Source organism: Paenibacillus nanchangensis (assembly GCF_046543445.1).
GTDB lineage: Bacteria > Bacillota > Bacilli > Paenibacillales > Paenibacillaceae > Paenibacillus_AQ > Paenibacillus_AQ nanchangensis.
In genome coordinates this window covers 19,381-42,561 of record NZ_JBHOFD010000047.1, presented here as the reverse complement: position 1 = coordinate 42,561, position 23,181 = coordinate 19,381, and the positions used below count along the sequence as shown (strand labels likewise).

Annotated in this window: 16 protein-coding genes; 15 read left to right on the top strand and 1 reads right to left on the bottom strand. The window is 53.7% G+C overall.

What is annotated here, in order from left to right; genetic code table 11:
• Window positions 1–584: 584 nt before the first annotated feature.
• Window positions 585–773 (top strand): hypothetical protein, encoded by a 189-nt coding sequence (locus ACE6ED_RS26690; RefSeq protein WP_410830489.1) that lies wholly within the window; start codon window positions 585–587, stop codon window positions 771–773.
• A 361-nt stretch (window positions 774–1,134) separates the two neighbouring features.
• On the opposite strand, the gene ACE6ED_RS26685 is transcribed toward ACE6ED_RS26690, so the two are convergent.
• The gene (locus ACE6ED_RS26685; protein ID WP_410830488.1) at window positions 1,135–2,169 is read right to left on the bottom strand and encodes a LacI family DNA-binding transcriptional regulator; all 1,035 of its coding nucleotides are present in this window, start codon (window positions 2,167–2,169) and stop codon (window positions 1,135–1,137) included.
• A 416-nt stretch (window positions 2,170–2,585) separates the two neighbouring features.
• On the opposite strand from ACE6ED_RS26685, the gene ACE6ED_RS26680 reads away from it, so the two are divergent.
• The 14 genes from ACE6ED_RS26680 to ACE6ED_RS26615 all read left to right on the top strand — a co-directional run bounded on the left by ACE6ED_RS26680 (window position 2,586) and on the right by ACE6ED_RS26615 (window position 23,000).
• Window positions 2,586–3,965, top strand: a complete 1,380-nt coding sequence (locus tag ACE6ED_RS26680; protein WP_410830487.1) for an ABC transporter substrate-binding protein — start codon at window positions 2,586–2,588, stop codon at window positions 3,963–3,965.
• Window positions 3,966–4,235: 270 nt separating this feature from the next.
• The gene (locus tag ACE6ED_RS26675) at window positions 4,236–5,126 is read left to right on the top strand and encodes a carbohydrate ABC transporter permease (protein WP_410830490.1); all 891 of its coding nucleotides are present in this window, start codon (window positions 4,236–4,238) and stop codon (window positions 5,124–5,126) included.
• Window positions 5,126–5,962 carry a carbohydrate ABC transporter permease gene (locus ACE6ED_RS26670; protein ID WP_410830486.1) on the top strand — a complete coding sequence of 279 codons (837 nt, stop codon included), beginning with the start codon at window positions 5,126–5,128 and terminating at the stop codon, window positions 5,960–5,962. Before ACE6ED_RS26675 ends, ACE6ED_RS26670 begins: the two co-directional genes overlap by 1 nt.
• Window positions 5,963–6,026: 64 nt before the next feature.
• Window positions 6,027–8,765 carry a GH36-type glycosyl hydrolase domain-containing protein gene (locus ACE6ED_RS26665; protein ID WP_410830485.1) on the top strand — a complete coding sequence of 913 codons (2,739 nt, stop codon included), beginning with the start codon at window positions 6,027–6,029 and terminating at the stop codon, window positions 8,763–8,765.
• A 558-nt stretch (window positions 8,766–9,323) separates the two neighbouring features.
• Window positions 9,324–10,205: a hypothetical protein gene (locus ACE6ED_RS26660; RefSeq protein ID WP_410830484.1), complete on the top strand. Its 882-nt coding sequence runs from the start codon at window positions 9,324–9,326 to the stop codon at window positions 10,203–10,205.
• A 227-nt stretch (window positions 10,206–10,432) separates the two neighbouring features.
• Window positions 10,433–11,521 carry a 3-phosphoserine/phosphohydroxythreonine transaminase gene (gene serC / locus ACE6ED_RS26655; RefSeq protein WP_410830483.1) on the top strand — a complete coding sequence of 363 codons (1,089 nt, stop codon included), beginning with the start codon at window positions 10,433–10,435 and terminating at the stop codon, window positions 11,519–11,521.
• Between the two features lie 97 nt (window positions 11,522–11,618).
• On the top strand, window positions 11,619–12,083 hold the full coding sequence (gene trmL, locus ACE6ED_RS26650; protein WP_410830482.1) for a tRNA (uridine(34)/cytosine(34)/5-carboxymethylaminomethyluridine(34)-2'-O)-methyltransferase TrmL: 465 nt from the start codon (window positions 11,619–11,621) through the stop codon (window positions 12,081–12,083).
• A 123-nt stretch (window positions 12,084–12,206) separates the two neighbouring features.
• Window positions 12,207–12,461 (top strand): AbrB/MazE/SpoVT family DNA-binding domain-containing protein, encoded by a 255-nt coding sequence (locus ACE6ED_RS26645; protein WP_410830481.1) that lies wholly within the window; start codon window positions 12,207–12,209, stop codon window positions 12,459–12,461.
• A gap of 252 nt (window positions 12,462–12,713) precedes the next feature.
• Window positions 12,714–13,472 (top strand): alpha/beta hydrolase, encoded by a 759-nt coding sequence (locus ACE6ED_RS26640; RefSeq protein WP_410830480.1) that lies wholly within the window; start codon window positions 12,714–12,716, stop codon window positions 13,470–13,472.
• 106 nt (window positions 13,473–13,578) lie between these two features.
• Window positions 13,579–14,451 (top strand): ABC transporter permease, encoded by an 873-nt coding sequence (locus tag ACE6ED_RS26635; protein ID WP_410830479.1) that lies wholly within the window; start codon window positions 13,579–13,581, stop codon window positions 14,449–14,451.
• 17 nt (window positions 14,452–14,468) lie between these two features.
• Window positions 14,469–15,365 carry a carbohydrate ABC transporter permease gene (locus ACE6ED_RS26630; RefSeq protein WP_410830478.1) on the top strand — a complete coding sequence of 299 codons (897 nt, stop codon included), beginning with the start codon at window positions 14,469–14,471 and terminating at the stop codon, window positions 15,363–15,365.
• 51 nt (window positions 15,366–15,416) lie between these two features.
• The gene (locus tag ACE6ED_RS26625; RefSeq protein ID WP_410830477.1) at window positions 15,417–17,042 is read left to right on the top strand and encodes an extracellular solute-binding protein; all 1,626 of its coding nucleotides are present in this window, start codon (window positions 15,417–15,419) and stop codon (window positions 17,040–17,042) included.
• A gap of 177 nt (window positions 17,043–17,219) precedes the next feature.
• On the top strand, window positions 17,220–19,388 hold the full coding sequence (locus ACE6ED_RS26620) for a glycoside hydrolase family 3 N-terminal domain-containing protein (protein WP_410830476.1): 2,169 nt from the start codon (window positions 17,220–17,222) through the stop codon (window positions 19,386–19,388).
• Window positions 19,389–19,625: 237 nt separating this feature from the next.
• The gene (locus tag ACE6ED_RS26615) at window positions 19,626–23,000 is read left to right on the top strand and encodes a GH36-type glycosyl hydrolase domain-containing protein (protein ID WP_410830475.1); all 3,375 of its coding nucleotides are present in this window, start codon (window positions 19,626–19,628) and stop codon (window positions 22,998–23,000) included.
• Window positions 23,001–23,181 lie beyond the last annotated feature (181 nt).

Below are 23,181 nucleotides of genomic sequence, written 5' to 3'. Positions count from 1 at the left end.
TAACAGCGGCAGTCGAAGACATCGTTTATCAAGTCTTGGTCCGCCGCTGCTTTTATTAACTCAACTTTTGCAGCCTGAGATCGGGCAGCGAAGGCTAGATCGGCAGCGCAGGCTGAGATCGGCAGCAGCCTAAGATCGGCAGATACGCCTTGAGATCACTGGGCAAACCGGAGATCTAGTGCTGGAGTTGACATTGAATTAGGGTGAAGCATTTCTTCCCAACCTGAGTCACAATTTCGTTCAGCCGTTCTATGAGTTGTGCCAAGGCAACCGCCCAGTGTAGGGTGTTAACTTCATCGCGCCGTAAATAAAATAGCACGCCGAGCGGTGCGTTCGCCGCGGGCGATGCGGTGTTTTTCTATTTTTTCTAGACGATTACTTCAATGCGGTTAAATCCGCGCCAGGTCTGGAGCTTAGCTGATTTTCGCTCTGCTAAAGTTGAGTTATAATACATAGGAGGGTAATAACCAAATGAGACGTCAAGCAATTGAAGTTGTAATCGATGAACTAACTCATTGTTTAATCCACCGTGAATCTGGAGAAGAAATATTGGTAGATCGATACTTCGGAAAGGGTGAAGGGGAATGACAAATAAAAGCGATCAAATTGTTGATGCTTTTGAAAAGTTGTCAGAAGCGGGCAATGGTGTCCTTGCAGTCCCTCCTAAAAACGAGGACGATCGAATTGAACGCAATCGTCTTATGCAGGAGTATTTACGAAATCGCCATTCAAAAAAGTCGGAGCCGAAGTTATCCAAGTCGGCTTGGTTTTGATAATAACAAGGATGGTAGCAGAACCTGAACAGGAAAATAAACATAATAAACAAACCTTCTCAGAGTTTCCGGGAAGGTTTTTATTGTTGTATGCTCAGCATGGGCGTCCATCTCTAGAGCCGGCAGGAGTCATCAGAAGCCATAGTGCGCAAGCTGTTGCAACAGTTTACGGAAGGGCGGGTTACACGTAAAGAAAGGGGTGGTCCTCTGCCATGGATGGCATGAAGACCGCCCCTTATTTGTGGAAGCCAATCATAGAACTGGAGTAAAATCCAGCGATTATGGATACGATATCGTTGTGTCCCGCGGCCCTGCCAGGTTCGCTGAGAAACTTCACAGGATCTGAGGAAGCTGGTGCCCTTTATAAGGACAGCGCAAGCTTGCTTCCGCAGGATTCCCGTATAATCAGTTCCGGTTCCACAACAAATGAGCTGGTTTCGGACTGGTTATTCATCAGATCATACAGCATCAGCGCGGCGAGCCGGCCGATCCGCTCCTTGTTCTGACGGATGGTCGTCAGGGGCGGTGAGGTATATTTGCAAGCCTCGATATCGTCGCACCCGATCAGCGCGATGTCCTCCGGCACGGATAACGACGCTTCTTTGATAGCGCGGCTTGCCCCAATGGCCAGCTGATCGGAAGCGGCAAAAATGGCCCTTGGAAGGCTGCCGGAAGCGATCATACGCTGCATGGCTTCATAGCCGCTGGCTTCATAGAAGTCATGGCCGTTCACGAACCAGTTTTCGTTAATGGGGAGTCCAAAACCTTCAATCGCATCGCGGTAACCCGATTCACGCATATTGGAGATATCCGACTCCAGGGTGCTGCCGATGTAGCCGAGGTCGCGGTAACCCAGCAGGTAGAAGTGCTCTACCACCTTGGAGGACATTTTGTAGTTGTCGGACATGATATAACCCGAACTTCGGCCCGATAATTTCATATCCACGCCGATACAGGGGATGAGGCTGTTATCCAGCCGGCTGATCGACGGCTCCAGCTCCTGCCCGGAAATCAGCACGCAGCCGTCCACTTGAAAGTGAAGACAGCGGGCAAGATAGTCGTTGTCTCCAACCGACTCAAACTTCTCATTGGAGAAGAACACCAGGTCATATCCCAGCAGCCCCATTTGTTTTTTGAAGGAGTTCAATACTTCTACAAAAAAGGGATGGGTAAAGTCGACGTTCAGCTTCCCGGCAAAAATGACGCCGATCAAGTTGGACTGTTTCGTGGCCGGTGTCTTGGCGGAAGCGGAGGGAGTATAGCCGGTATCCTTCATGATTTGCAGCACGCGGCTTCGGGTCTCTTCCGAAATGTCACTGTAGTTGTTGATGATCTTCGATACTGTCGAAACAGAAACTCCAGCTATTTTCGCAATATCTTTGATGTTTCGCGCCATAATCCGCCCTCCTTTTGAAAAAACAGCTCCAAAACCGACAAAATCAGCGAAAAAGTCGTCTAGCGCTGCTGTTTATAAGGTGATAAATTTAAAATTAGCAAGTTGTCCGCAGGTTTTTATATCCTTTATCGAAACTTGTTTCGTCATTTATTTTATCTGTTTCGTTGTTTTCAGTCAATGACTTGAAACTGTTAAAATGCAGAAAACGCTGTTTTATTAAGGAATTCGGCACTTCCCCTCTCGTTTTTACGAAAATTATTTTACGAAAAAAGTCTTTACAAACGGAAGGAACGGTGTAATAATGGTCTCAACGAAACCGGTTTCTGTTTCAGTTTCGAAAAAAGAAAGCCCTTTTTTCGATCGAAACCCCGTTTTCGAAGAAATGAATTCTACCAATGAATGTAGGGGGTAACAACATGATGAAGAAGCTTTCTGCGGTACTGCTGAGCAGTGTAATGATGCTTGGACTTGCCGCGTGCGGAGGCGGAAATAACAGTGCAAACGGCGGGGAAGCCACCAATGCCGGAGGCAGCGGATTGGGCAGCGCCGGATCGGGAGAGAAAAAAGTAATCAAGATCCTGCACTGGAAACAAGAAAACATCAATAAAGCGATCCAAGAAATCAACAAGAAATTCGAAGAAAAATACCCGGAATATAAAGTGGAATATACAACAACCGGTCCTGACGACGAATTCAAGCAGGCGCAGCGCGCGAGAATTACGGCTGGCGACGTTGACGTGATAGCGGATCTGTCCGGTATGCGTCTGTCCCCGAAAGACTGGACGCCTGGCGCAAAAGTGCCGGACTGGCAGCAGTGGATTGACTCCGGCCTGATGGCGGATCTGTCCGGCCAAGCATTCGTGAAGAACTACAATGCGGGCGACATTGAAAAAGCCGGCACTTATAACGGAAAAGTGTATGCGATTCCGACCGGTAAAGTGGCCATGTCCGGATTTTTCTACAATAAAGAAATTTTCGAGCAAAACGGCCTGACGGTTCCGACAACCTGGACCGAGTTCCTCAAAACGATGGACACGCTGAAAGAAAAAGGCATCGTGCCAATCGTAGTAGCAGGTAAAGACGTATGGCCGCTGAAACTGCCGGTGTTTGGCCTCCAGGCAAAAATCCTGGCTGGCGGCGATCAGCAAAAATGGATCGAAGGCGTATGGAAAGGCACCAACAAATTCAACGATCCTGATGCGGTAGAAGTTCTCGACAAAATGAAGACGCTGCAGGACAACTACATCATCGACGGCTTCATGGGTATCGACTATGCAACGGCTCCTTCGATCTTCGCAACAGGCAAAGCGGCGATGATCGCAGACGGCACATGGGACGCACCGACGATTTCCGCGGCAAATCCGGACCTGAAATACGGCTACTTCCCGATTCCGGCTACCGAAGATGCTGCGAAGAACAAATCGCTTGTCGGTAAATACGATGTTACCTGGTATGTAGCAGAAAAAGGCCCGAACAAAGAAGGCGCCCTGAAATGGCTGGAGTTCTTCTCCGAGCCGGAAAACTACACGGCCTATGTAAAAGCAGCGGGCTTCTTCCCGACACAGGACAACATCACAACGGAAAGCGAATTCATCGACAAAGAGCTGGCTCCTTACATGACGGACGATTTTGAACTGGCATACGAAATTCTGATGATCAACCGTGAGAACGTCGGCGAGCACATTGCTGCCGAAGGCGTACACACCGAATACCTGGCTCCGGGCGGCGAATTCCAGTCTTCGAAGGAACTGGCCGATGTACAGCAGAAAGAATGGGAAGCAGCGGCTCCAAAATAAGCTGCCTAACCAGCCTGATGCACCGTGCAGTGATAGGACTGAACTATTAATGACAGGAAAGAAGAGCTGGCGCGAAGGCGATTTGGAACTGTAGTAGCGAAGCGGTCGCCTCGTCCATAACTGTACTTCTTCCGTTCAGTCGATATAGAAATACACAGAGAAACAGTATAGAGAAGCAACAACATCAAAGGAACAAACCTACTGTACGGATTCGGGGTCTGCCCATGCAGGCCCCGATCATTTTGAATGAGGATTGGCGAGGTGAGAGAGTTGTATCCATTCGGAAAAGGCTTTGCGCGTTATATACCGTTTTTGCTGCTTCTGATTCCTGTTTTACTTTATGTAGTGTTTTATTTTGGGCCGTCTATCATGACGGTCGTGTATTCGTTTACCGATATTACAAACGTTCCAGGCAGTGCCATGAACTTTGTTGGCCTTGACAACTATCGCGATGTATTTTTCTCTGGAAATTCCGCCGAACGCTGGGATTCCATTATCCGGACTTTGTATTTCATGTTCATCGTAACGATCGTACAGAACGGAGTCGCTTTGCTGGTGGCGGTTATTATCAACCAGAAGCTGAAGGGCGATTATTTTTACCGTGCGGTATTTTTTCTGCCGGTCGTGCTCGGGGTTGCCGTTGTGGCGCTTGTCTGGAGCATGATGTTCGATCCGCTCAGCGGACCGGTGAACCAGCTGTATGCGCTGTTTGGATACAAAGACATGTTTTTTGGAAGCTTCACCCACGCATTTGGCTACATTATATTCGTGCAAATCTGGATGTACATGGGTTACTCCATGCTGATCTTCCTGGCTGGTCTCCAATCGGTGCCAAAAGATCTGTATGAAGCGGGTTATATTGACGGCACCACGAAATGGCAGTCGTTCAAAAACATCACGTTCCCGCTCATCGCGCCTTCGTTCACTGTTAACATGCTGCTGTCGATCATCGGGGCCATGTCCACCTTTGATATTATTTTGGCGACCACAGACGGCCGTTTCAACACCAGAACCATGGCATACGACGTCTACAAAGAGACGTTCCGCGGCAGTCTGGAAATGGGCCTGCCTTCGGCTCTGTCCGTCGTACAGTTCCTGATTATCCTTGTTTTTGTAATTGTAGCTGTGAAGCAAATGCGTAAGAGAGAGGTGGAGTATTAATGAAAGAGTCCAAATCCGCCAAAATTCTGTCTTACGTTACCGTAGCCGTACTGCTTGTGCTTTACATCGTACCGCTGCTGTTTGTGTTTAACGTCTCCTTCAAATCGTACACCGAATATTTGCTGAGCCCGATTGATCTCGTTAAAGATATCCAGTGGGCTAACTATAAGGAAGCCTGGGTACAGGGAAACTTCTCCAACTACTTCCTGAACAGCTTGCTGTACACAGGAGTTGCAACGGTGCTTACGCTGATCGTTTCGCTGTTTGGCGCGTTCCCGGTTGCCCGGAATTACGTCAAGTGGAGCGGATTTATTTATCTGTTCTTCCTGATGTCGCAGTTCCTTCCGAACCCGATGGTCGCCCAGTTTAAGCTCATGCTCACCATGAAGCAGGACCTCGGATTTATCGGTTATGACACCAAACTCGGTTACATCCTGCTGAAGACAAGCGGCACCGGCATTGTCTTTATGATGTTCGTCGGCTATATCAAATCCATCAGCCGGGAGCTGGACGAAGCGGCAGGTATGGACGGCTGCGGATACTTCCGTTATCTGATGCAGATTATCATGCCTCTGATGAAGCCGGTAATCGCCACAGGCGTCATTCTTACTGCGATCGGCATCTGGAACGACTTTGTCGGCCCGATCATGTATCTGCCGAGCGCGCAGAACTATCCGATCACCTTCGGTCTGAAAGAATTCCGCGGACAATACGGCAACAACTGGCCGATGCTTGCCTGCGGCATTATGATCGTATCCGCTCCGCTGATCGTACTGTATACCTTTATTCAAAAATACATTGTGGACGGCGCATTGGCGGGTGCGGTTAAAGCGTAAGCCAGGGAGGCTGAGAGCGTCCAAAGGATTGACTACAGAGAGAGTACGGAGAGGATGATGACCATTGGAACACAATCAAGCAAAAGGGTGGAAATTTACAGGGCCGGAAGGGGATTTCCGGCTGGAAAACCCCGACCGCAGCAGCTACCTGTATTTCCCCCTGGTGAATGAAGCCGGCATGATGTCCACGGTAACGCCCAAACTGCATGGCATGGCGACCTCGGGACATAATACGTTTTTGACGCCGCCGCTGTCCGTAGAGGACCTGCACGTCTCCCGCGCTTCACGCAATTTCTGGGTCCGCCTGGAGGATGGAAACGTCTGGTCGGCTGTGGGCGGTTCCGCCAAGCAAAACGCCGCACTGTACGGCGAAGAAGCGGATGTTTCGGCGGTTGAAGCGGGATTTTTATGGCATAAAGCCATTCGTGAGAACACTCAGCTGGGTCTTCGCGCGGAAGTGACCAGCTTTGTCCCCCACAGCGGCGATAAAGTAGAGCTTATGAAAATCGAGCTGACGAATACCGGCACATCCAGCCGGAAGCTGACGGCAACGGCTGCCGTTCCGATTTATGCCCGTTCTGCGGACGATCTGCGGGATCACCGGCATGTGACCTCGCTGCTGAACCGGATTTACACTACCGGCTACGGCGTGGAAGTGCAGCCTGCTCTGTCGTTCGACGAGCGCGGACATAAGGTCAACCACACGTCTTACGGCGTGTTTGGCGCTGGAGGTAACGGGGAGGCACCAGCCGGCTTGTTCCCTGTCCAGGAGGATTTTATCGGCGAAGGCGGCAGTCTGGACTGGCCGGAAGCGGTAGTGCTGAACGCCGCACCCGCGGCAGGCCGGGACGGCGCCATGTACGAAGCAGGTTATGAAGCGCTGGGCGGCATCCGGTTTGCGGACACAGAGCTTGCTCCGCAGGAGAGTGTATCCTATGTCCTGGTTCTCGCTATCGGCGGCGACCGGCTCGATGTGGACGGTCTCATGAACGCTTACGGTTCGGCCGCGAAGTTCGACGCGATGCTGGAACAAAACAAGGCGTTTTGGGCCGAAAAGGTGGGCACTGTATCATTTCATACCGGCGATGAGGATGCGGACCGCTGGATGAAATGGGTGACGCTGCAGCCGATTCTTCGCCGGCTGTACGGCAACTCGTTCCTGCCGTATCATGATTACGGCCGGGGCGGCCGGGGCTGGCGGGATTTATGGCAGGACTGTCTGGCACTGCTCATTATGGAGCCGGAGCAGGTACGCAGCCTGCTGCTGAACAATTATGCCGGCGTGCGGATTGACGGCAGCAACGCGACCATTATCGGCCAGAAGCCGGGCGAGTTCATTGCCGACCGCAACAACATTCCGCGGGTATGGATGGACCACGGCGCTTGGCCGTTCCTGACGACCATGCTATATTTGGATATGAGCGGCGATCTGGATTTCCTGCTGCAGGAGCAAAGCTATTTCCGCGACGTATTTATGAACCGCTGCAAAAAACGGGACCTTACCTGGGAGCCGGCCGCAGGCAGCCGTCTGCTGACAGCGGGAGGCGGCGAATACCGCGGAACGATTTTGGAGCATATTCTGCTGCAAAATCTGGTGCCGTTCTTCAACGTCGGCAAGCATAACAACATCCTGCTGGAAGGCGCCGACTGGAATGACGGACTTGATATGGGTCCCGACCAGGGCGAAAGCGTCGCGTTTACTTCTTTTTATGCCAGCAACCTGATGGATCTTTCCAAGCTGCTGCTGGATTTGAAGGCGCGCAAAGGCCTTACGCACATTGAGCTGGCGGAAGAAATGGCAGTTCTGTTTGATACGCTGACGGATGCCGCGGATTACGAGTCGGTGGAGAGCAAGCACGCTCTGCTGGAGCGCTACTACGCCGCTGCCCCGAACAAGGTGTCCGGTCAGACCATCAAGCTGGATATTGAACAGGCGGCCCGGGACCTGGCAGCAAAAGCCGAATGGATCATTCAGCATATGCGCAAGGCGGAATGGATTGAGGGCAAAGAAGGCGAAGGCTGGTTTAACGGTTACTACAACAATGATGGGGAACGCGTTGAAGGGGAAACGCCGGACGGCGTCCGGATGACGTTAACGGGCCAGGTCTTCCCGCTGATGGGCCATGTTGCCTCCGATGCACAGGTACCAGGCATTATTGCTTCCGTTGAGCGGCATCTGCTTGATCCTAAGATTGGTTACCGGCTCAACTCCAACTTTGGCGGCATTCAGCAAAATCTGGGCCGGGCATTTGGATTTGCTTTTGGCCACAAAGAAAACGGAGCCATGTTCAGCCACATGACGATCATGTACGGCAACGCCCTTTACAAGCGAGGGGCGGTCTCCGAAGGCCGCAAGGTACTGGAGTCGCTGTACCGTCTGAGCGCCGACTTCCCGCAAAGCCGTATTTATCCGGGCATTCCGGAGTACATTAACGAGCGCGGCCGCGGAATGTACACGTACCTGACCGGTTCGGCAAGCTGGCTGCTGCTGACGATGGTGACGGAGGTGTTTGGCGTCAAAGGCAAACTGGGTGACCTGTGCCTGATGCCGAAGCTGACAAAAGACCAGTTCGACAGCGAAGGTTCGGCAGCAATTCACACGCTGTTTGCAGGGCGCAAGCTGGATATCGTCTATTTAAACCGTGAACGTGCAGATTTCGGAGCTTATTCGGTCCGGTCCGTGACGATTAACGGGCAAGAGGCGGCCATTCAGCCTGTGGATGGCGGCGTGCTCGTGTCCCGCGAACTGCTGGAACAGCTGTCCGCCGAGGGCACACATCGAATTGAAGTGGTGCTGAACTAAACGACAGCACCTGACGCGTCCGCTCCGCCTGATGGCGGCGGACGCTTTTTGCTACCTATTACTCCCTATATAGACTGAATTATTGAATGACAGGAAATAAGGAGATGCCGCGGAGGCAATTTGGAGACGGAGGAGCGGCCGCGTTGCCTGGATTTCCGGAGATTTACGATCTATCCAGACTGAATTATTTATTCACAGGATGGTGGGGATGGCACGGAGGTAATTTGGAGATGGAGGAGCGAACGCGTTTGCCTTTATTTTCGGAGTTCTACCGCTAACTGAGGAATACCATTCAAGAACTCCGAAAATAACAGCAACCGGAAGTCCCAAATTGCCGCAGTGACAGCCCCGCTCTACCCGTACATCTTAAGTTCAGTCTATACTGAACACCATTGAACTCCGAAAATAACAGCAACCGAAGTCCAAATTGGCTGCAGTGGCAGCTCTGCCCCGCCTGTCCTTCTTAAGTTCAGTTTAAAGAGGGCAGAATAAGCAGCATCGTAAACCGGCGCAAAAAAGAATGCCGGCTGAACAGAACAGGAAAGGGAGTCGCAGATTATGGGTTACACGCTGTCTAACGGAGTCCTGACGGTCGAAATCAACGATGAAGAAGCGGCCAAGGGCACGCGTTTTGACCGGACGGGATTCATTACGCAGGTCACGCTTCATCCGGGCAATCACACGTTTTGTGTACCGGAAAGCTATACGGAAGGGGAAGGAACCGGAGGGTCCGGTCTGTGCAACGAGTTCGGCATTTCCCGGACAATCGGGTATGACGAAGCCGCGCCTGGCGAGTGGTTTCCCAAACTTGGGGTAGGGCTGCTGCAGCGTAAGGGAGAAGAACCGTATTTTTTTGCCGACCGCTATCCGGAACAACCGTTTCAAGTCCGCGTAAACGTCACGGCTGAAGAAGTGAACTATGAGGCGGAACCGGCGGACTGCCGGGGGTATTCGGCCAGGCTGCAAAAAACGATCCGTCTGTTGGAAAACCGGCTAATCATCAATTATACGCTGACCAATACAGGCGTTAAGCCGATCGAAACGGAAGAGTATGTGCATAACTTTGTCGGGATTAACGGGGCAAAAGTCGGCAAAACATACGAGCTTATGTTTCCCGGGCCAGCAGAGGTGTCTGCGCCCGAGTCTGCTTATACCGAGCAGCTGCTGCAAGCGGAGGATAACCGGATCAGCTGGACGGCCGAGCCGGACCGCCAGTTTTACTGCTTGCTTAAAGGCTGCGATGCGGAGGCGCAAGCTTACCGCTGGAAGCTGGTGCACAAACCAACCGGAGCTTCGGTAAGTGAAAGCGGCAGTTTCCCTGTGGCTAAAGCCGCGCTGTGGGGCGACCGCCATGTCATCTCGCCTGAAATCTTTATCCAGCTGTCTGTCCAGCCGGGGGAAAACGCAAGCTGGTGGCGGGAATACTGCTTTGAAGCATAAGAACGGATAAGACTCTGCCGTGCAATGTGAATAATTATACTTGCTGGTGTGGAGGATTATTGCTATCATAACAAACAAAGCATTTCGCATGAGGGTATTAATGCTTTCCCGTACCACAATCTCATAGGATTGGACTTGATGTCTGCTTGGAGGGGGAACGGGGAGCAATTTGGGGATTTGTGCCGAATGCCGAACTATTTATGAGGGCGAGAAAGGGTGGGGCAGTTTTGAGCAAGAGAGCGTATAACTTTAATGCGGGTCCGGCGGCGCTGCCGCTGACGGTGCTGGAACGGGCGCAGGCCGAGTTTGTTGATTTTCGGGAGACCGGGATGTCGATTATGGAAATGTCCCACCGCGGTGCCGTTTACGAATCCGTACACAATGAAGCGCAAGAGCGGCTGCTGTCGCTGCTTGGCAGTCCGAAAGGGTACAAGGTTCTCTTTATTCAAGGCGGCGCAAGCACCCAATTCGCAATGATTCCGATGAACCTGCTATCGGAAGGCAAGGTCGGCAGCTATGTCATGACGGGAAGCTGGGCGGACAAGGCGATCAAGGAAGCCAAGCTGCTTGGCGGCGCCCACGTGGCCGCCACCTCCGAGCCGAAATCGTTCCGGGCCATTCCGGAGCTGTCGGAGATTCAGCCTGCTGATAATGCCGCTTACCTGCATATTACGACCAATGAAACGATCGAAGGAACGCAATACGCCGAATTTCCGGATGCCGGATCGATCCCGCTGATCGCCGACATGTCCAGCGATATTTTGTGCCGTCCGGTCGACGTAAACCAGTTCGGCATGATCTATGCGGGGGCGCAAAAGAACCTCGGCCCGTCAGGTGTGACCGTAGTCATTGCCAGAGAAGAACTGGTTGCGGAATCGCCGTCCAATATTCCGACGATTTTGCGTTACAGCACGCATTATAAGAATAACTCTCTGTACAATACTCCGCCCTCTTACTCGATTTATATGGTCAACGAAGTGCTGAAATGGATTGAGGAGCAGGGAGGACTTGCCGGAGTTGAAGCCAAAAACCGGGAGAAGGCGGGCCTTCTGTATGACACCATCGACGGCAGCGGCGGGTTCTACCGCGGGGTAGCGGAAACCTCCAGCCGTTCCCTGATGAACGTTACGTTCCGTATGGAATCGGAGGAACTGGAGAAAAGCTTCATCAAGGCGGCCGAGCAGGAAGGCTTCGTGGGCTTGAAAGGCCACCGCAGCGTAGGCGGTCTGCGCGCATCCATTTATAACGCCGTGCCTTATGAAAGCTGTAAGGCGCTGGTCGATTTCATGCAGCATTTCCGGCAGACCCAAGGGTAATTTGCACACATACCGGCCTTCCGCTTGAAGCAGCGGAAGGCTTTTTTCGGCGTGGGGTACAATAATAATCAATACGCACAAGGAGCGAAATTATATTATGGCACTGCATATCGTATTAGTCGAGCCGGAGATTCCGGCAAACACGGGCAATATCGCGCGGACCTGCGCCGCGACAGGAACCCATCTGCATCTGGTCCGGCCTTTAGGCTTCCGGACCGACGACGCTACGCTTAAACGGGCCGGGCTGGATTACTGGCATGCCGTTCAGCTTGAATACCACGATTCGTTTGCCGAAGTCCGGGAGAAATACGCCGGGGGGCGTTTTTTTTATGCGACAACCAAAGCGGATAAACGGTATTGCGATTATACCTTTCAAGACGGCGATTTCCTGGTGTTTGGAAAAGAGACCAAAGGGCTATCCCCCGAAATCCTTGAAGCGGGGAAAGACACCCTCATGCGGATGCCGATGAGTGATAAGGTCCGGTCGTTAAACTTGTCTAATTCAGCAGCAATTATTGTGTATGAAGCGCTCCGGCAGCTCGATTTTCCCGAACTTGTCTAAAAAGAGACAAAAAATCGCAATAAAACAGCAGGTTTCGACAAAAAGGGTATCGAAAAGTAAAGAATATGCCGAAAGATAGAATATAGGGATGAATTCAGATTAACAGGAGAGGTGTCTTATCTTATGAAGCCTGCCGGCGTTGTACGAAAAGTAGATCAACTAGGGAGAATTGTTTTGCCTAAATCCTTACGTAAAAGGTACCAAATGAACGAGGGCGATCCCGTGGAGATTTTGGTTCAAGGAGACCATATCATTTTGGAGCGGTACCGCCCGAAATGCGTGTTCTGCGGCTCAATGGACGGAGTGAGCGAATACAAGGAGCGTTACATCTGCGCACAGTGTCTCGATGAAATGACGCGGCTCCAGCGTCACGCCTGATTCCGGTTTTGCCGCCGGAAGCGGCTCAAAGATCGGCCCCCATGCACCGCCGGAACTCCGGCGGTGTTTTTTTGTGAATTGATAGTTGACACGAAGCGGCATCCGTTTTATTATGAAATCGAAACGATTCGATTAAATCGCTTCCAAAGCAAGTTATTTGCCATATTCGGCCAATGGTAGCGATTACAATCATTAGAAACGATTCGATGGGGACTGTTAGAGACAGAAATAAGAGGGGAAAGGGGGCATCATATGGCTTATCTGTCTATCGAAACCGGATCGCCTACCCTGCGAATGACAACAAGCATCCATGCCATTACGCCCGACAATCCGGCAGAGGCCAATGGGGGTACACTGTACCTGCTGCATGGAGCGGGCGACAATGCCAGCACGTGGCAACGCTTAACCACCATCGAGCTGTACGCCCAAAGATACGGCTGCACGGTCATCATGCCTGAAGCTAACCGGAGCTATTATACCGACATGCGGTACGGTCTCGATTACTTCCGTTACATCACCGAAGAGCTGCCGGCCTTTTGCTCCCGTCAGCTGCGGATGTGCACCGATCCGTCCAAAACTTACGTGGCGGGTTTGTCTATGGGGGGGTACGGAGCGCTGAAGTGTGCGCTTACTTACCCGGAGCGTTACGCGAAAGCTGTTTCATTCTCAGGCGTGACCGATATCCGCCAGCGGCTGAGGGACCCGGACATGCCGGAAGAGATGCACAGCGAGATGAAGGGCGTCTTCGGAGAAAAGCTGGAGGTCACGCTGGATCAAGACCTTTACGCGCTGGCGGGAAAACGCTTAAAAGAAGGCGGGCCGCTCCCGGCCTTACTGTGCATCTGCGGTACAAGCGATCCGTTCATCGGTATGAACCGTGAATTTGCCGATTATATGCAGGGCACGCCGTACGATTTCCGGTTCGTCGAAGGGCCGGGAACCCATGAATGGCTCTTTTGGGAGGAGCATCTGAAGACGGCGTTTACGTTCCTGTACGAAAAGCAGACATAAGTAAAGTGAGGTGAATCCATTGAAAACCGCAGCCTCAAGGCTTAACAAGAAACCGAAAAGCTCCCTTGCACCCGGGTCGCTTTTCACAGAAATATGGAAAAATCGAATGATTTATACGCTGCTGATCCCTGGACTGATCTGGCTGATCCTGTTCGCTTATCTCCCGATGGGCGGCCTCTCGCTGGCTTTCAAGGATTACAAGGCGAATATGGGAATCTGGGGCAGCCCCTGGGTCGGAATGGAGAACTTTTCTTACGTCTTCCGCGACCCGGCTTTCGCCAATGCGGTCTGGCGGACGCTGTACATTAACTTTTTGAAGCTGCTGATCCAGTTCCCGTTCCCGATCTTACTAGCGCTGATGCTGAACGAACTGCGGATGCGCCGGGCATCGAAGCTGCTGCAAACGGTCTTTACGTTCCCGCACTTCCTGTCCTGGATTATCGTATCGGGGATCGTCATCAATGTGCTGTCGTATGACGGGCTGGTCAACAGCACCCTGGCGCTGCTCGGCCTGCCGACGATCAACTTCCTCGGCTCGGAAAGCACCTTTGTGCCGATGCTGCTGCTGACAGATATTTGGAAGTCAACCGGATGGGGCGCCATTATTTATTTGGCGGCAATCTCGGGGATCGACCAGGATCAATACGAATCGGCCCAGATTGACGGCGCTTCCCGGATGCAGCAAATGTTCCGGATTACGCTGCCGAATATTTTGCCGACAGTTACGGTTATGTTCATTTTGTCGGTCGGCGGTCTGATGTCCTCCGGTTTCGACCAGATCTTCAACCTTGCCAATGCGGCGACGCAAAACATATCCGAAGTGCTTGATGTGTACATCTACCGCATTACGTTCCAGTCCTCGACAGACTTCTCGTTCTCGACGGCCGTCAGCTTGTTCCGTTCCTTGGTGAACATGATCCTGCTGCTGGCTGCTGACAGAGCGGCCAAAATGATGGGCGGAGACGGTTTGTTCCGCTAAGAAAGGAGAGAGTTAGGATGCGCAAAAAATCTGGAACCAAATACCGTGTCGGTAAAATGACGGCGCTCGACTTCGTAATCTTCGCCGTGCTGCTGGTGATGGCGCTGCTGATTCTGGTTCCGTTCTGGAACGTAATTATGATCTCCTTTGCGTCCCAGAGGGAATACGCGGAAAATCCGCTGCTGATGTTCCCGAAAGAACCGACACTGGAATCCTATACAGCCTTGTTCCGGGACGGCAGTATCCTGACAGGGTACTGGAATACGCTTAAGCTGCTGATTGTGGGCCTGCCGCTGAGCTTGTTCCTGACGACCAGTATGGCCTACGGCCTCAGCCGGCATAAGTTCCCCGGTAAAAAGCTGATTTTCATGGTCGTGCTGTTCACCATGATCTTTAATGGAGGCATTGTCCCGCTGTACCTGGTCATGAAGTCGCTTCACCTTACCGGTACGCTGTGGTCGGTCATTTTTGCGGGCAGCTTCAGCGCCTTCAATATGATTTTGATGATGAATTACTTCCAGAGTCTCCCTGAGTCGCTGATGGAATCGGCCCGGCTTGACGGGGCGGGCGAGTGGCGGATTCTGTTCACCGTCGTTCTGCCGCTGGCGGCTCCGATTATGGCGACAATCACGTTATTCTACGGTGTCGCTTACTGGAACAGCTGGTATGACGCAATGATTTTCCTGCGAAAAGCGGAACAGCTCCCGCTGCAAAACGTGCTGAGGACCATCATTGTCGAAACCCAAACCAACTCCTCCAACGCGGCCAGCGTGGATGCACTCACCAAGACGACGTTCTCGATGGGCATGAAAATGGCGGCGGTCTTCGTCACCATGGTGCCGATTATGTGTTTCTTCCCGCTGCTGCAAAAGCATTTTGCCAAAGGGGTATTGACAGGGGCTATCAAGACCTGATGATACGCATAGATTTTGTCATAAAAATCTACTAATTCATGGGGGTAAATCATGAAAACGAACAGAAAGCTGACAGTTAAATCGGTGGCTGCGATGCTGATGGCGCTTATGCTGGTGCTGGTCACCGCATGCTCGTCGAACACGAATTCAAGCTCCGGCGGAGAGGGCGGTAACGCCAATGCTAATGCCAATGCCAAAGATGAAAACGGCAACTATAAAGAGAAGCTGAAAATCTCCGTTGCCAGCACCGTCGATCTTAAAGACGGCCAACTTGAAAATGAATTCCACAAGTATTGGACGGACAAATACAATATCGAATGGGATTACAACTTTATCGAGTGGGACTCCTGGGCTGAGAAACTCCGCCTGTGGATTAACTCCGGCGACCTGCCGGACGTAGCGACCTGGCAGTACGTGCACGGCGACGCAATGAATTACATCGATCAAGGCCTGCTCTACAAGCTGCCTGACGACTGGAAAGAACGCTGGCCAAATGTGGCGGCGGCTTACAAGCTGACCGGCCTTGGCGATGAACTGGAGAAGCTGACTGGCGGAACGTACGTCCTGCCTCGTCCGGTTTTCTATGAAAACAAACCTGCTGACCCGCTCCTTAACCAAATTGGCGTAATCGCTCTGCGTAAAGACTGGGCGAAGCAAGTTGGTTTTGAACTGAAGGATGTTTACACCACCAGCGAACTGATGGAATATGCCCGTCTTGTAAAAGAAAAAGACCCGGGTAAAGTGGGCAGCAAGCTGATCCCGATGGCTTACAATGCCGGGGACGCGCTGACAAACATCATTATGGCAAACAGCGAGCATTCCCGTGTGGAATCGGCCTTCTATAAAGGCGATGACGGCAAATACCACTGGGGACCGGCCGATCCTGAAACGCTGACGGGTCTGAAACTGATGCAGCAGTCTTATAAAGAAGGTCTGCTCAACCCCGAGTTCTATACCTGGAAGAGCAGCGAAGCCAGCGACAGCTTCCGCGTAAACGGCGTATCGGCAATTACAAGTCTCGGCGGCCTGGCTTCTTACAGACAAGACGTAGACAAAGCGATGAAAAAGAACCAAGGCGTAAACAGCGACGATCTTGTGCATACGGCAATTGTGCTTGGCGATGACGGCAAATACCGCAACCTGGAGCAAGCCAACTACTGGTCCGCGCTTATTTTCTCGCCGGATATCAGTAAAGAGAAGTTTGAACGGATTATGGATCTGATCGAGGAGTCCACCAGCAAAGAAGGCCAAATCATGCTGAACCTGGGCTTTGAAGGCAAGGACTGGAAATATGACGAAAACAACCAGCTGGTCAGCCTGCTGCCGGAAGGAACTTCGCTGGAAGACAAATATCCGGGCCGGTTTGAAGGACTGTATGTCCTTGGCGACGACTTCAGCTTGGTTAACCCGAACATCAAAAAAGAATACCGTGACCGTGCCGTGAAGCATTATCAAGATAAAGCGAAGCTGAGCAAAGAAGGCGGCGCGATGGCGGAATATGACTGGACCGTGCAGCTGTACGACTCCAGAGCCAAAAACCAGGCGAACTTCGACTACGCAAATGAATACACGAACCTGATCCTGCAAGACGGGGATCTTGAAGCCAACTGGAAAAAATGGGTGGAAAGCAAAATGGCGCTTGTACAGCCGGTGCTTGATGAACTGAACAAGCTGTAAGGCAATTAAACCACCACGTTAAAAAGAAACAGAGAAACCAAAGATACGGGCCGGATCGCTGGTGCCCGAAACGGGAAACCCGGTGTGCGTCAGGAGACGATCCGCACGCAGCCGGGTTTTCCCGTCAAATCGGGGAGCGGGCGATTACCGGCACAATCAGGAGTGGAGGGGATCCGTATGGACAACCGGCAGCTGGCCGACTTGGTCGGACGGATGACGCTGGAAGAAAAAATCGCCCAACTGCTGCAGCTTACCGGAGCGTTTTTTGAAGGCTCCAACGGCGAAGGCGAAATTACGGGCCCGATGGAAGAGCTGGGTGTGACGGAGGAGACCGTACGGGCGAGCGGTTCCGTGCTGGGTCTCGCAGGAGCACAATCCATTATAGATGTACAAACTGCTTATTTAGAAAAAAACCGGCTTGGCATCCCGCTGCTGTTTATGGCGGATGTGGTGCATGGATTCAAGACGATTTTTCCGATTCCGCTGGCCATTGGCTGCTCTTGGGATCTGGAGCTGGCGGAACAAAGCGCGAAAATCGCCGCCAGGGAGTCTGCGGTGTCGGGCATTCATGTCACTTTTGCGCCGATGGTGGACCTTGTGCGTGATCCCCGCTGGGGACGCGTGATGGAGTCCACAGGCGAAGATCCTTACTTGAACAGCTTGTTCGCCAGAGCATTCGTGCGCGGCTATCAAGGTTCCGACCTCAAAGAGGAACGGGAACGGCTGGCCGCCTGTGTTAAGCATTTCGCCGCTTACGGCGCGGCCGAAGGAGGCAGGGATTACAACACCGTCGAGCTGTCCGAGCGGACGCTGCGCGAAACGTACCTGCCGGCTTACAAGGCGGCGCTGGAGGAAGGCTGCGCGATGGTGATGACGTCTTTTAATATTGTGGACGGCATTCCCGCTACCGGCAACGAAAAGCTGCTGCGGGGCATCCTGCGCGGCGAATGGAATTTCGACGGCGTGGTTATTTCCGACTGGGCGTCCGTCCGGGAGATGATTGCCCACGGCGCGGCCGAAGATGACCGGGAAGCGGCCTACCGCGCGATCCGCGCGGGTGTGGACATCGAAATGATGACCCCGTGTTATACCGGCCATCTGGCCGGGCTGGTGGAAGACGGCAGTGTGGCGGAGCAAAGGATTGACGAAGCGGTGCTGCGGATTCTGCAGCTGAAGGAGCGGCTCGGATTGTTTGAGCAGCCGCTGCGGGGGGCCGATCCGGCCCGGGAACGCGAAGTCATCTTCTGCGAAGCGCACCGGCAGAAGGCGTACGAGCTGGCGGCGGCATCCTGCGTGCTGCTGAAAAACGAAGGCGGCACGCTTCCGCTGAAGCAGGACCAGCGGGTTGCGCTGATCGGCCCGTTTGCGGACAGCCACGATCTGCTCGGCTGGTGGGCCTGCGCCGGCGTGAAGGAAGATGCGCCGACGCTTGCGGCCGCGATGCGGGAACGGCTCGGCGGGCGGCTTGCCGTCTGCGGCGGCTTCAGCATCGATACGCTGACGGAAGCCGACAAGCAGGCGGCGCTCAGCGCTGCAGCCGAAGCCGACATCGTCGTCCTCGCGCTGGGCGAGGCGTCGGAGATGAGCGGCGAAGGCGCTTCGCGGACGGATATCCGGCTGCCGCAGGCGCAGCTTGAGCTGGTCCGGCTGATAAAATCGGCCGGCAAGCCGGTTGCCGTCGTGCTGTTCAACGGCCGTCCGCTTGACCTTCATGGCGTCATCGGCGAGGCCGACGCGCTGCTGGAGGCCTGGTTCCCGGGCCATGAAGGCGGCGCGGCGGTGGCGGATCTGCTGACCGGCGCCGTAAACCCGTCGGGGCGGCTGACGATGTCTTTTCCGCACTCTGCCGGTCAAATTCCGGTGTATTACAACGGGTTCAGCACAGGCAGACCGCTGCAGCCCGGCGGCGAGGCGGAACGTTATGTATCCAAATACATCGATGCGCCTAACCAGCCGCTGCTGCCGTTCGGATACGGCCTCTCGTATACGAGCTTCGAGTACGGCGAGCCGGAGCTGTCCTCCGCGGAGATGAGTCCGGACCGTCCGCTGACGGTCCGAATCAGGGTGACTAACACAGGCGAACGGGCAGGCAAGGAGACCGTACAGCTGTATGTCCGCGATTTGTCGGGCGAAGTGGTGCGGCCGCTGCTGGAGCTGAAAGGGTATGTCCGGCTGAACCTTGCCCCTGGTGAAAGCGGGGAAGCCGTGTTCACTGTGACAGAGGAGCAGCTTCGCTACCATCACTCCGATTTGAGTTATATGAGCGATCCGGGGGCATTTGAGCTTCGGATTGGTCCAAACAGCGGTAATACGCAAAAGGCAAGATTTGTGCTCCGGCATTCCTGAATTTCCCGTTTCTGCGGAAGGATGCAGGATGCTAACTAAAGAAAAAGCGCCTGTTCCGTATGCTCATGTATAAGCTCCGGCTAGGCTCATGCACAAGCTTAAGCCCAGTCAACAAGCACAAGCATACAGCGTACGGGGCAGGGGATAACACAGCAGCCCGGCTGCCCAGAAGATACAACCGGCGCGGATCATCCGCGGTCCTGGTTGATTTTCCGGATAGGAGGAATGAAGAACCTTATGACAACTCTTGCGAATACACAATCCAAGCATGAAATTCGGGCCGGCGGACTGGCGTTTGCTTTCTGGAAGAGCGGTGACCTATATCAGGCTTCGGGCGGCACAACGATGCTGAATCAGCTGCTGACGAACCCGCTGGACGGATCGCTGAACAACCTGTATCTCCGCCTGCACGACAAAGCGGGAATCCGGCATTACCCGCTGCTGGGCGCGCGTTCGGACAGCAGCGTCCGATTTGCCGGCGGCCAAGGCGTAATTTGGGAGGGGCAAGCTGAAGGCCTGGCGTACCGGGTGGTATTTGCACCCACAAACCGTGATGTCTGGTTCTGGGATGTTACCGTGCGCGGCACTCATGCCGCCGTGGATATCGTCTATGGCCAGGATGTCGGAATCGCCGATCCCGGCGCGGTGCGGAGCAACGAGGCGTATCTGTCGCAGTACATCGACCACTCGGTGTACGAAGATCCAGCCAAAGGATATGTGGTCTGCTCCCGCCAAAACCAGCCGCAAGCCGGCGCGTTTCCTTATCTTCAGCAGGGCTCGCTGACCCGGGCGGCAGGTTACACCACGGACGGGTTCCAGTTCTTCGGCTTGTCGTACAAGGAAACGGATGTGCCGGCAGCGCTCCTGCAGGAGCATCTCCCAAGTGAAGTGTACCAATACGAATTTGCATATACCGCGCTGCAATCCGAGCGCACGCAGCTGGACGGCGAAGCCCGTTTCATCTTCTACGGCCTGTTCAAGCCGGATCACAGTAAGGCGGTTACTTCTCTGGAGTATGGCGCTGAGGTGGAAGCGGCTTGGGAAGACTATGAGCGTCTTCTGCCGGAACTGGTCCGCCAGGCCGGTGAGCCCGAGACCCGGGTGCGCCGCCGGGCGGAGTTCGGCCGGCCGCTGGTTTCACGGCCGATCAGCGAAGCGGAGCTGGAAGCCCGTTTCCCTGCCGGGCGCAGACACCAGGAGGAACGGGTCGACGGGAAGCTGGTTGCTTTTTTCACGGATACTTATGAGCATATTGTACTGAAAGAAAAAGAAATTCGGGTGGAGCGCCCGCACGGCCACATCCTGATGAGCGGCAACAACGTCGAGCTGGGCTCTCCGGTGATTACAACGACTTCCTATATGTACGGGGTTTTCAACTCGCACCTTGTCGTCGGCAACACCAACTTCAACAAGATGCTCAGCGTTGCCCGGAACCCGCTGAACATTCCGAAGACATCGGGACAAAGGATCTATGTGGAACAAAACGGTGAACTCCGCCTTTTGACCCTGCCTTCCGTCTATGAAATCGGTTTTAACTACGTTCGTTGGTATTATATAATGGAAGATGATACGATTATTGTCACAAATTTCACGTGCGCGGTCGCATCGGAAGTGCGGCTTCAGGTACGGAGCGAAAGCGGTAAAGCTTACCGTTATCTGGTGACCAGCCAGGTGACCATGAACGTAAACGAATATGAGCTGCCGTTCCATTTGACCCAGGAGGACGGCGGGCTGGTATTCCGGGCGGATGCGGGATCAATCAGCACCGGTGCCTATCCGAAGCTGGAATACCGGCTGCGGGTGGAAGGTGCGTCGATGCGTTCCGGAGACGAACGCGATTTGGCGGAAGGTGTGCGCCCAGGCGACGCTTCGCTCGTGACGCTCCAGCTTCAGCCGTCCCCCGAGTGGACGCTGATTGTGCAAGGCCAGCTGGAAGGAGAGACGCCGCCGGTTGTTGCCCGGACCGCCGAAGCCGAGATCGAGGCCTACCGGACCTTTTTTCGCGGCGTGATGAACGGTTTCCATCTGTCAAAAGCCGATGCCGCCGGTGGTGAAGCGCTGTTTAAAGTCAATGCGCTGGCCTGGTGGTATACGCATAACATGCTGGTTCACTACTCTGTTCCGCACGGATTGGAGCAGTATGGCGGCGCGGCCTGGGGGACGCGGGACGTCTGCCAGGGCCCGGTGGAATATTTTATGGCCACCCATAAGTATGAGCAGGTGCGCGATATCATCAAGATGGTATATGCCCACCAGTATGAGGATGATGGCAACTGGCCGCAGTGGTTTATGTTCGACCGGTATTTTGCAATTCAGCAGGAGGAAAGCCACGGCGACATTATCGTCTGGCCGCTGAAGGTACTGGCTGATTATCTGAGAACCACCCGGGATTTCAGCATTCTGGATGAGCAGGTGCCATACACGGTCAAACACAGCTTTGGCTTCACTGACAGCACAGCCAGTGTTCTGGACCATGCCAAAAAAGAACTGGACTATATCCGCAGCCATTTCCTGCACGACACCTACCTGTCGTCTTATGGCGACGGAGACTGGGATGACACGCTGCAGCCGGCGAATGCCCAGCTTAAGCAGTACATGATCAGCAGCTGGACGGTAGCTCTGACCTATCAGACGGTCAGCATGCTGGCGGAGGCGGTCCGCGAAGCGGACAGCGCGTTTGCGGAGGAACTGTCTGCGATTGCGGAAGGCATCCGCGGCGATTTTAACCGCTATATGCTGGCGACGGATGTCATCCCGGGCTTTGTCTACATGGAAGACCCGGCGGAGCCGAAGCTGATGCTGCATCCTTCCGAAAATGAGACGGGAATTCAATACCGGCTGCTGCCGATGACCCGCAGCATGATTGGCGAGCTGCTGACACCGGAACAGGCGGAGTCGCATCTGAAGCTGATTAAACGCGAATTCCTCTGCCCCGACGGCGTCCGTCTTATGAACCGGCCCGCCCAGTATGCGGGGGGCGTAAGCACCCACTTCAAGCGTGCGGAGCAGGCGGCAAATTTTGGACGGGAAATCGGCCTGCAGTATGTGCATGCCCACATCCGCTATGTGGAAGCGATGGCGAAGCTGGGCCTTGCCGAAGAAGCGTGGAACGGGCTTGGCGTAATCAATCCAGTCGGTATCCGCGAGGTGGTGCCAAGCGCAGAGCTGCGCCAAAGCAATGCGTATTTCAGCAGCTCGGACGGCAAATTCAGCACCCGTTACGAAGCGCAGGAACACTTCGGTGAGCTCCGCAGCGGCGAAGTGGCTGTAAAAGGCGGCTGGCGCATCTACTCCAGCGGCCCCGGAATCTATATGAACCAGCTGATCTCCAATGTACTTGGCATCCGCGAAATCAGCGGCGATCTGGTTCTGGATCCCGTGCTGCCCTCCGGCCTGGACGGAATGCGGTTCGAATTCGAATATGCCGGCAGACCGGTCACCTTTGTCTACAGACTCACAGGCGCTCCGGTATCAGAGGTCCGGGTAAACGGAACGCGGATGGAAAGCGAACGGCTGCCCAACCCTTACCGTGCAGGCGGAATCCGTCTGTCCCGGAACACACTGATTGAGCTGCTTGCGGCAGAAAATAATGAAATTGAAATTATGGCATAGCGTTTTAGCAGCTTAGAGATTGTCCTGCATTTTGCATCGGTCCCCGGGAGGAACTATTATCGCAGCCTGCTAGCGGCCCCGTCTGGCTTATAATTCCTATGTTCTAACTATATAAGCGGAGGATGAGGTGCCCTATAGGCTGCGCCTGGGCGCAAATGGAGCCGGATCATGCATAATGCTA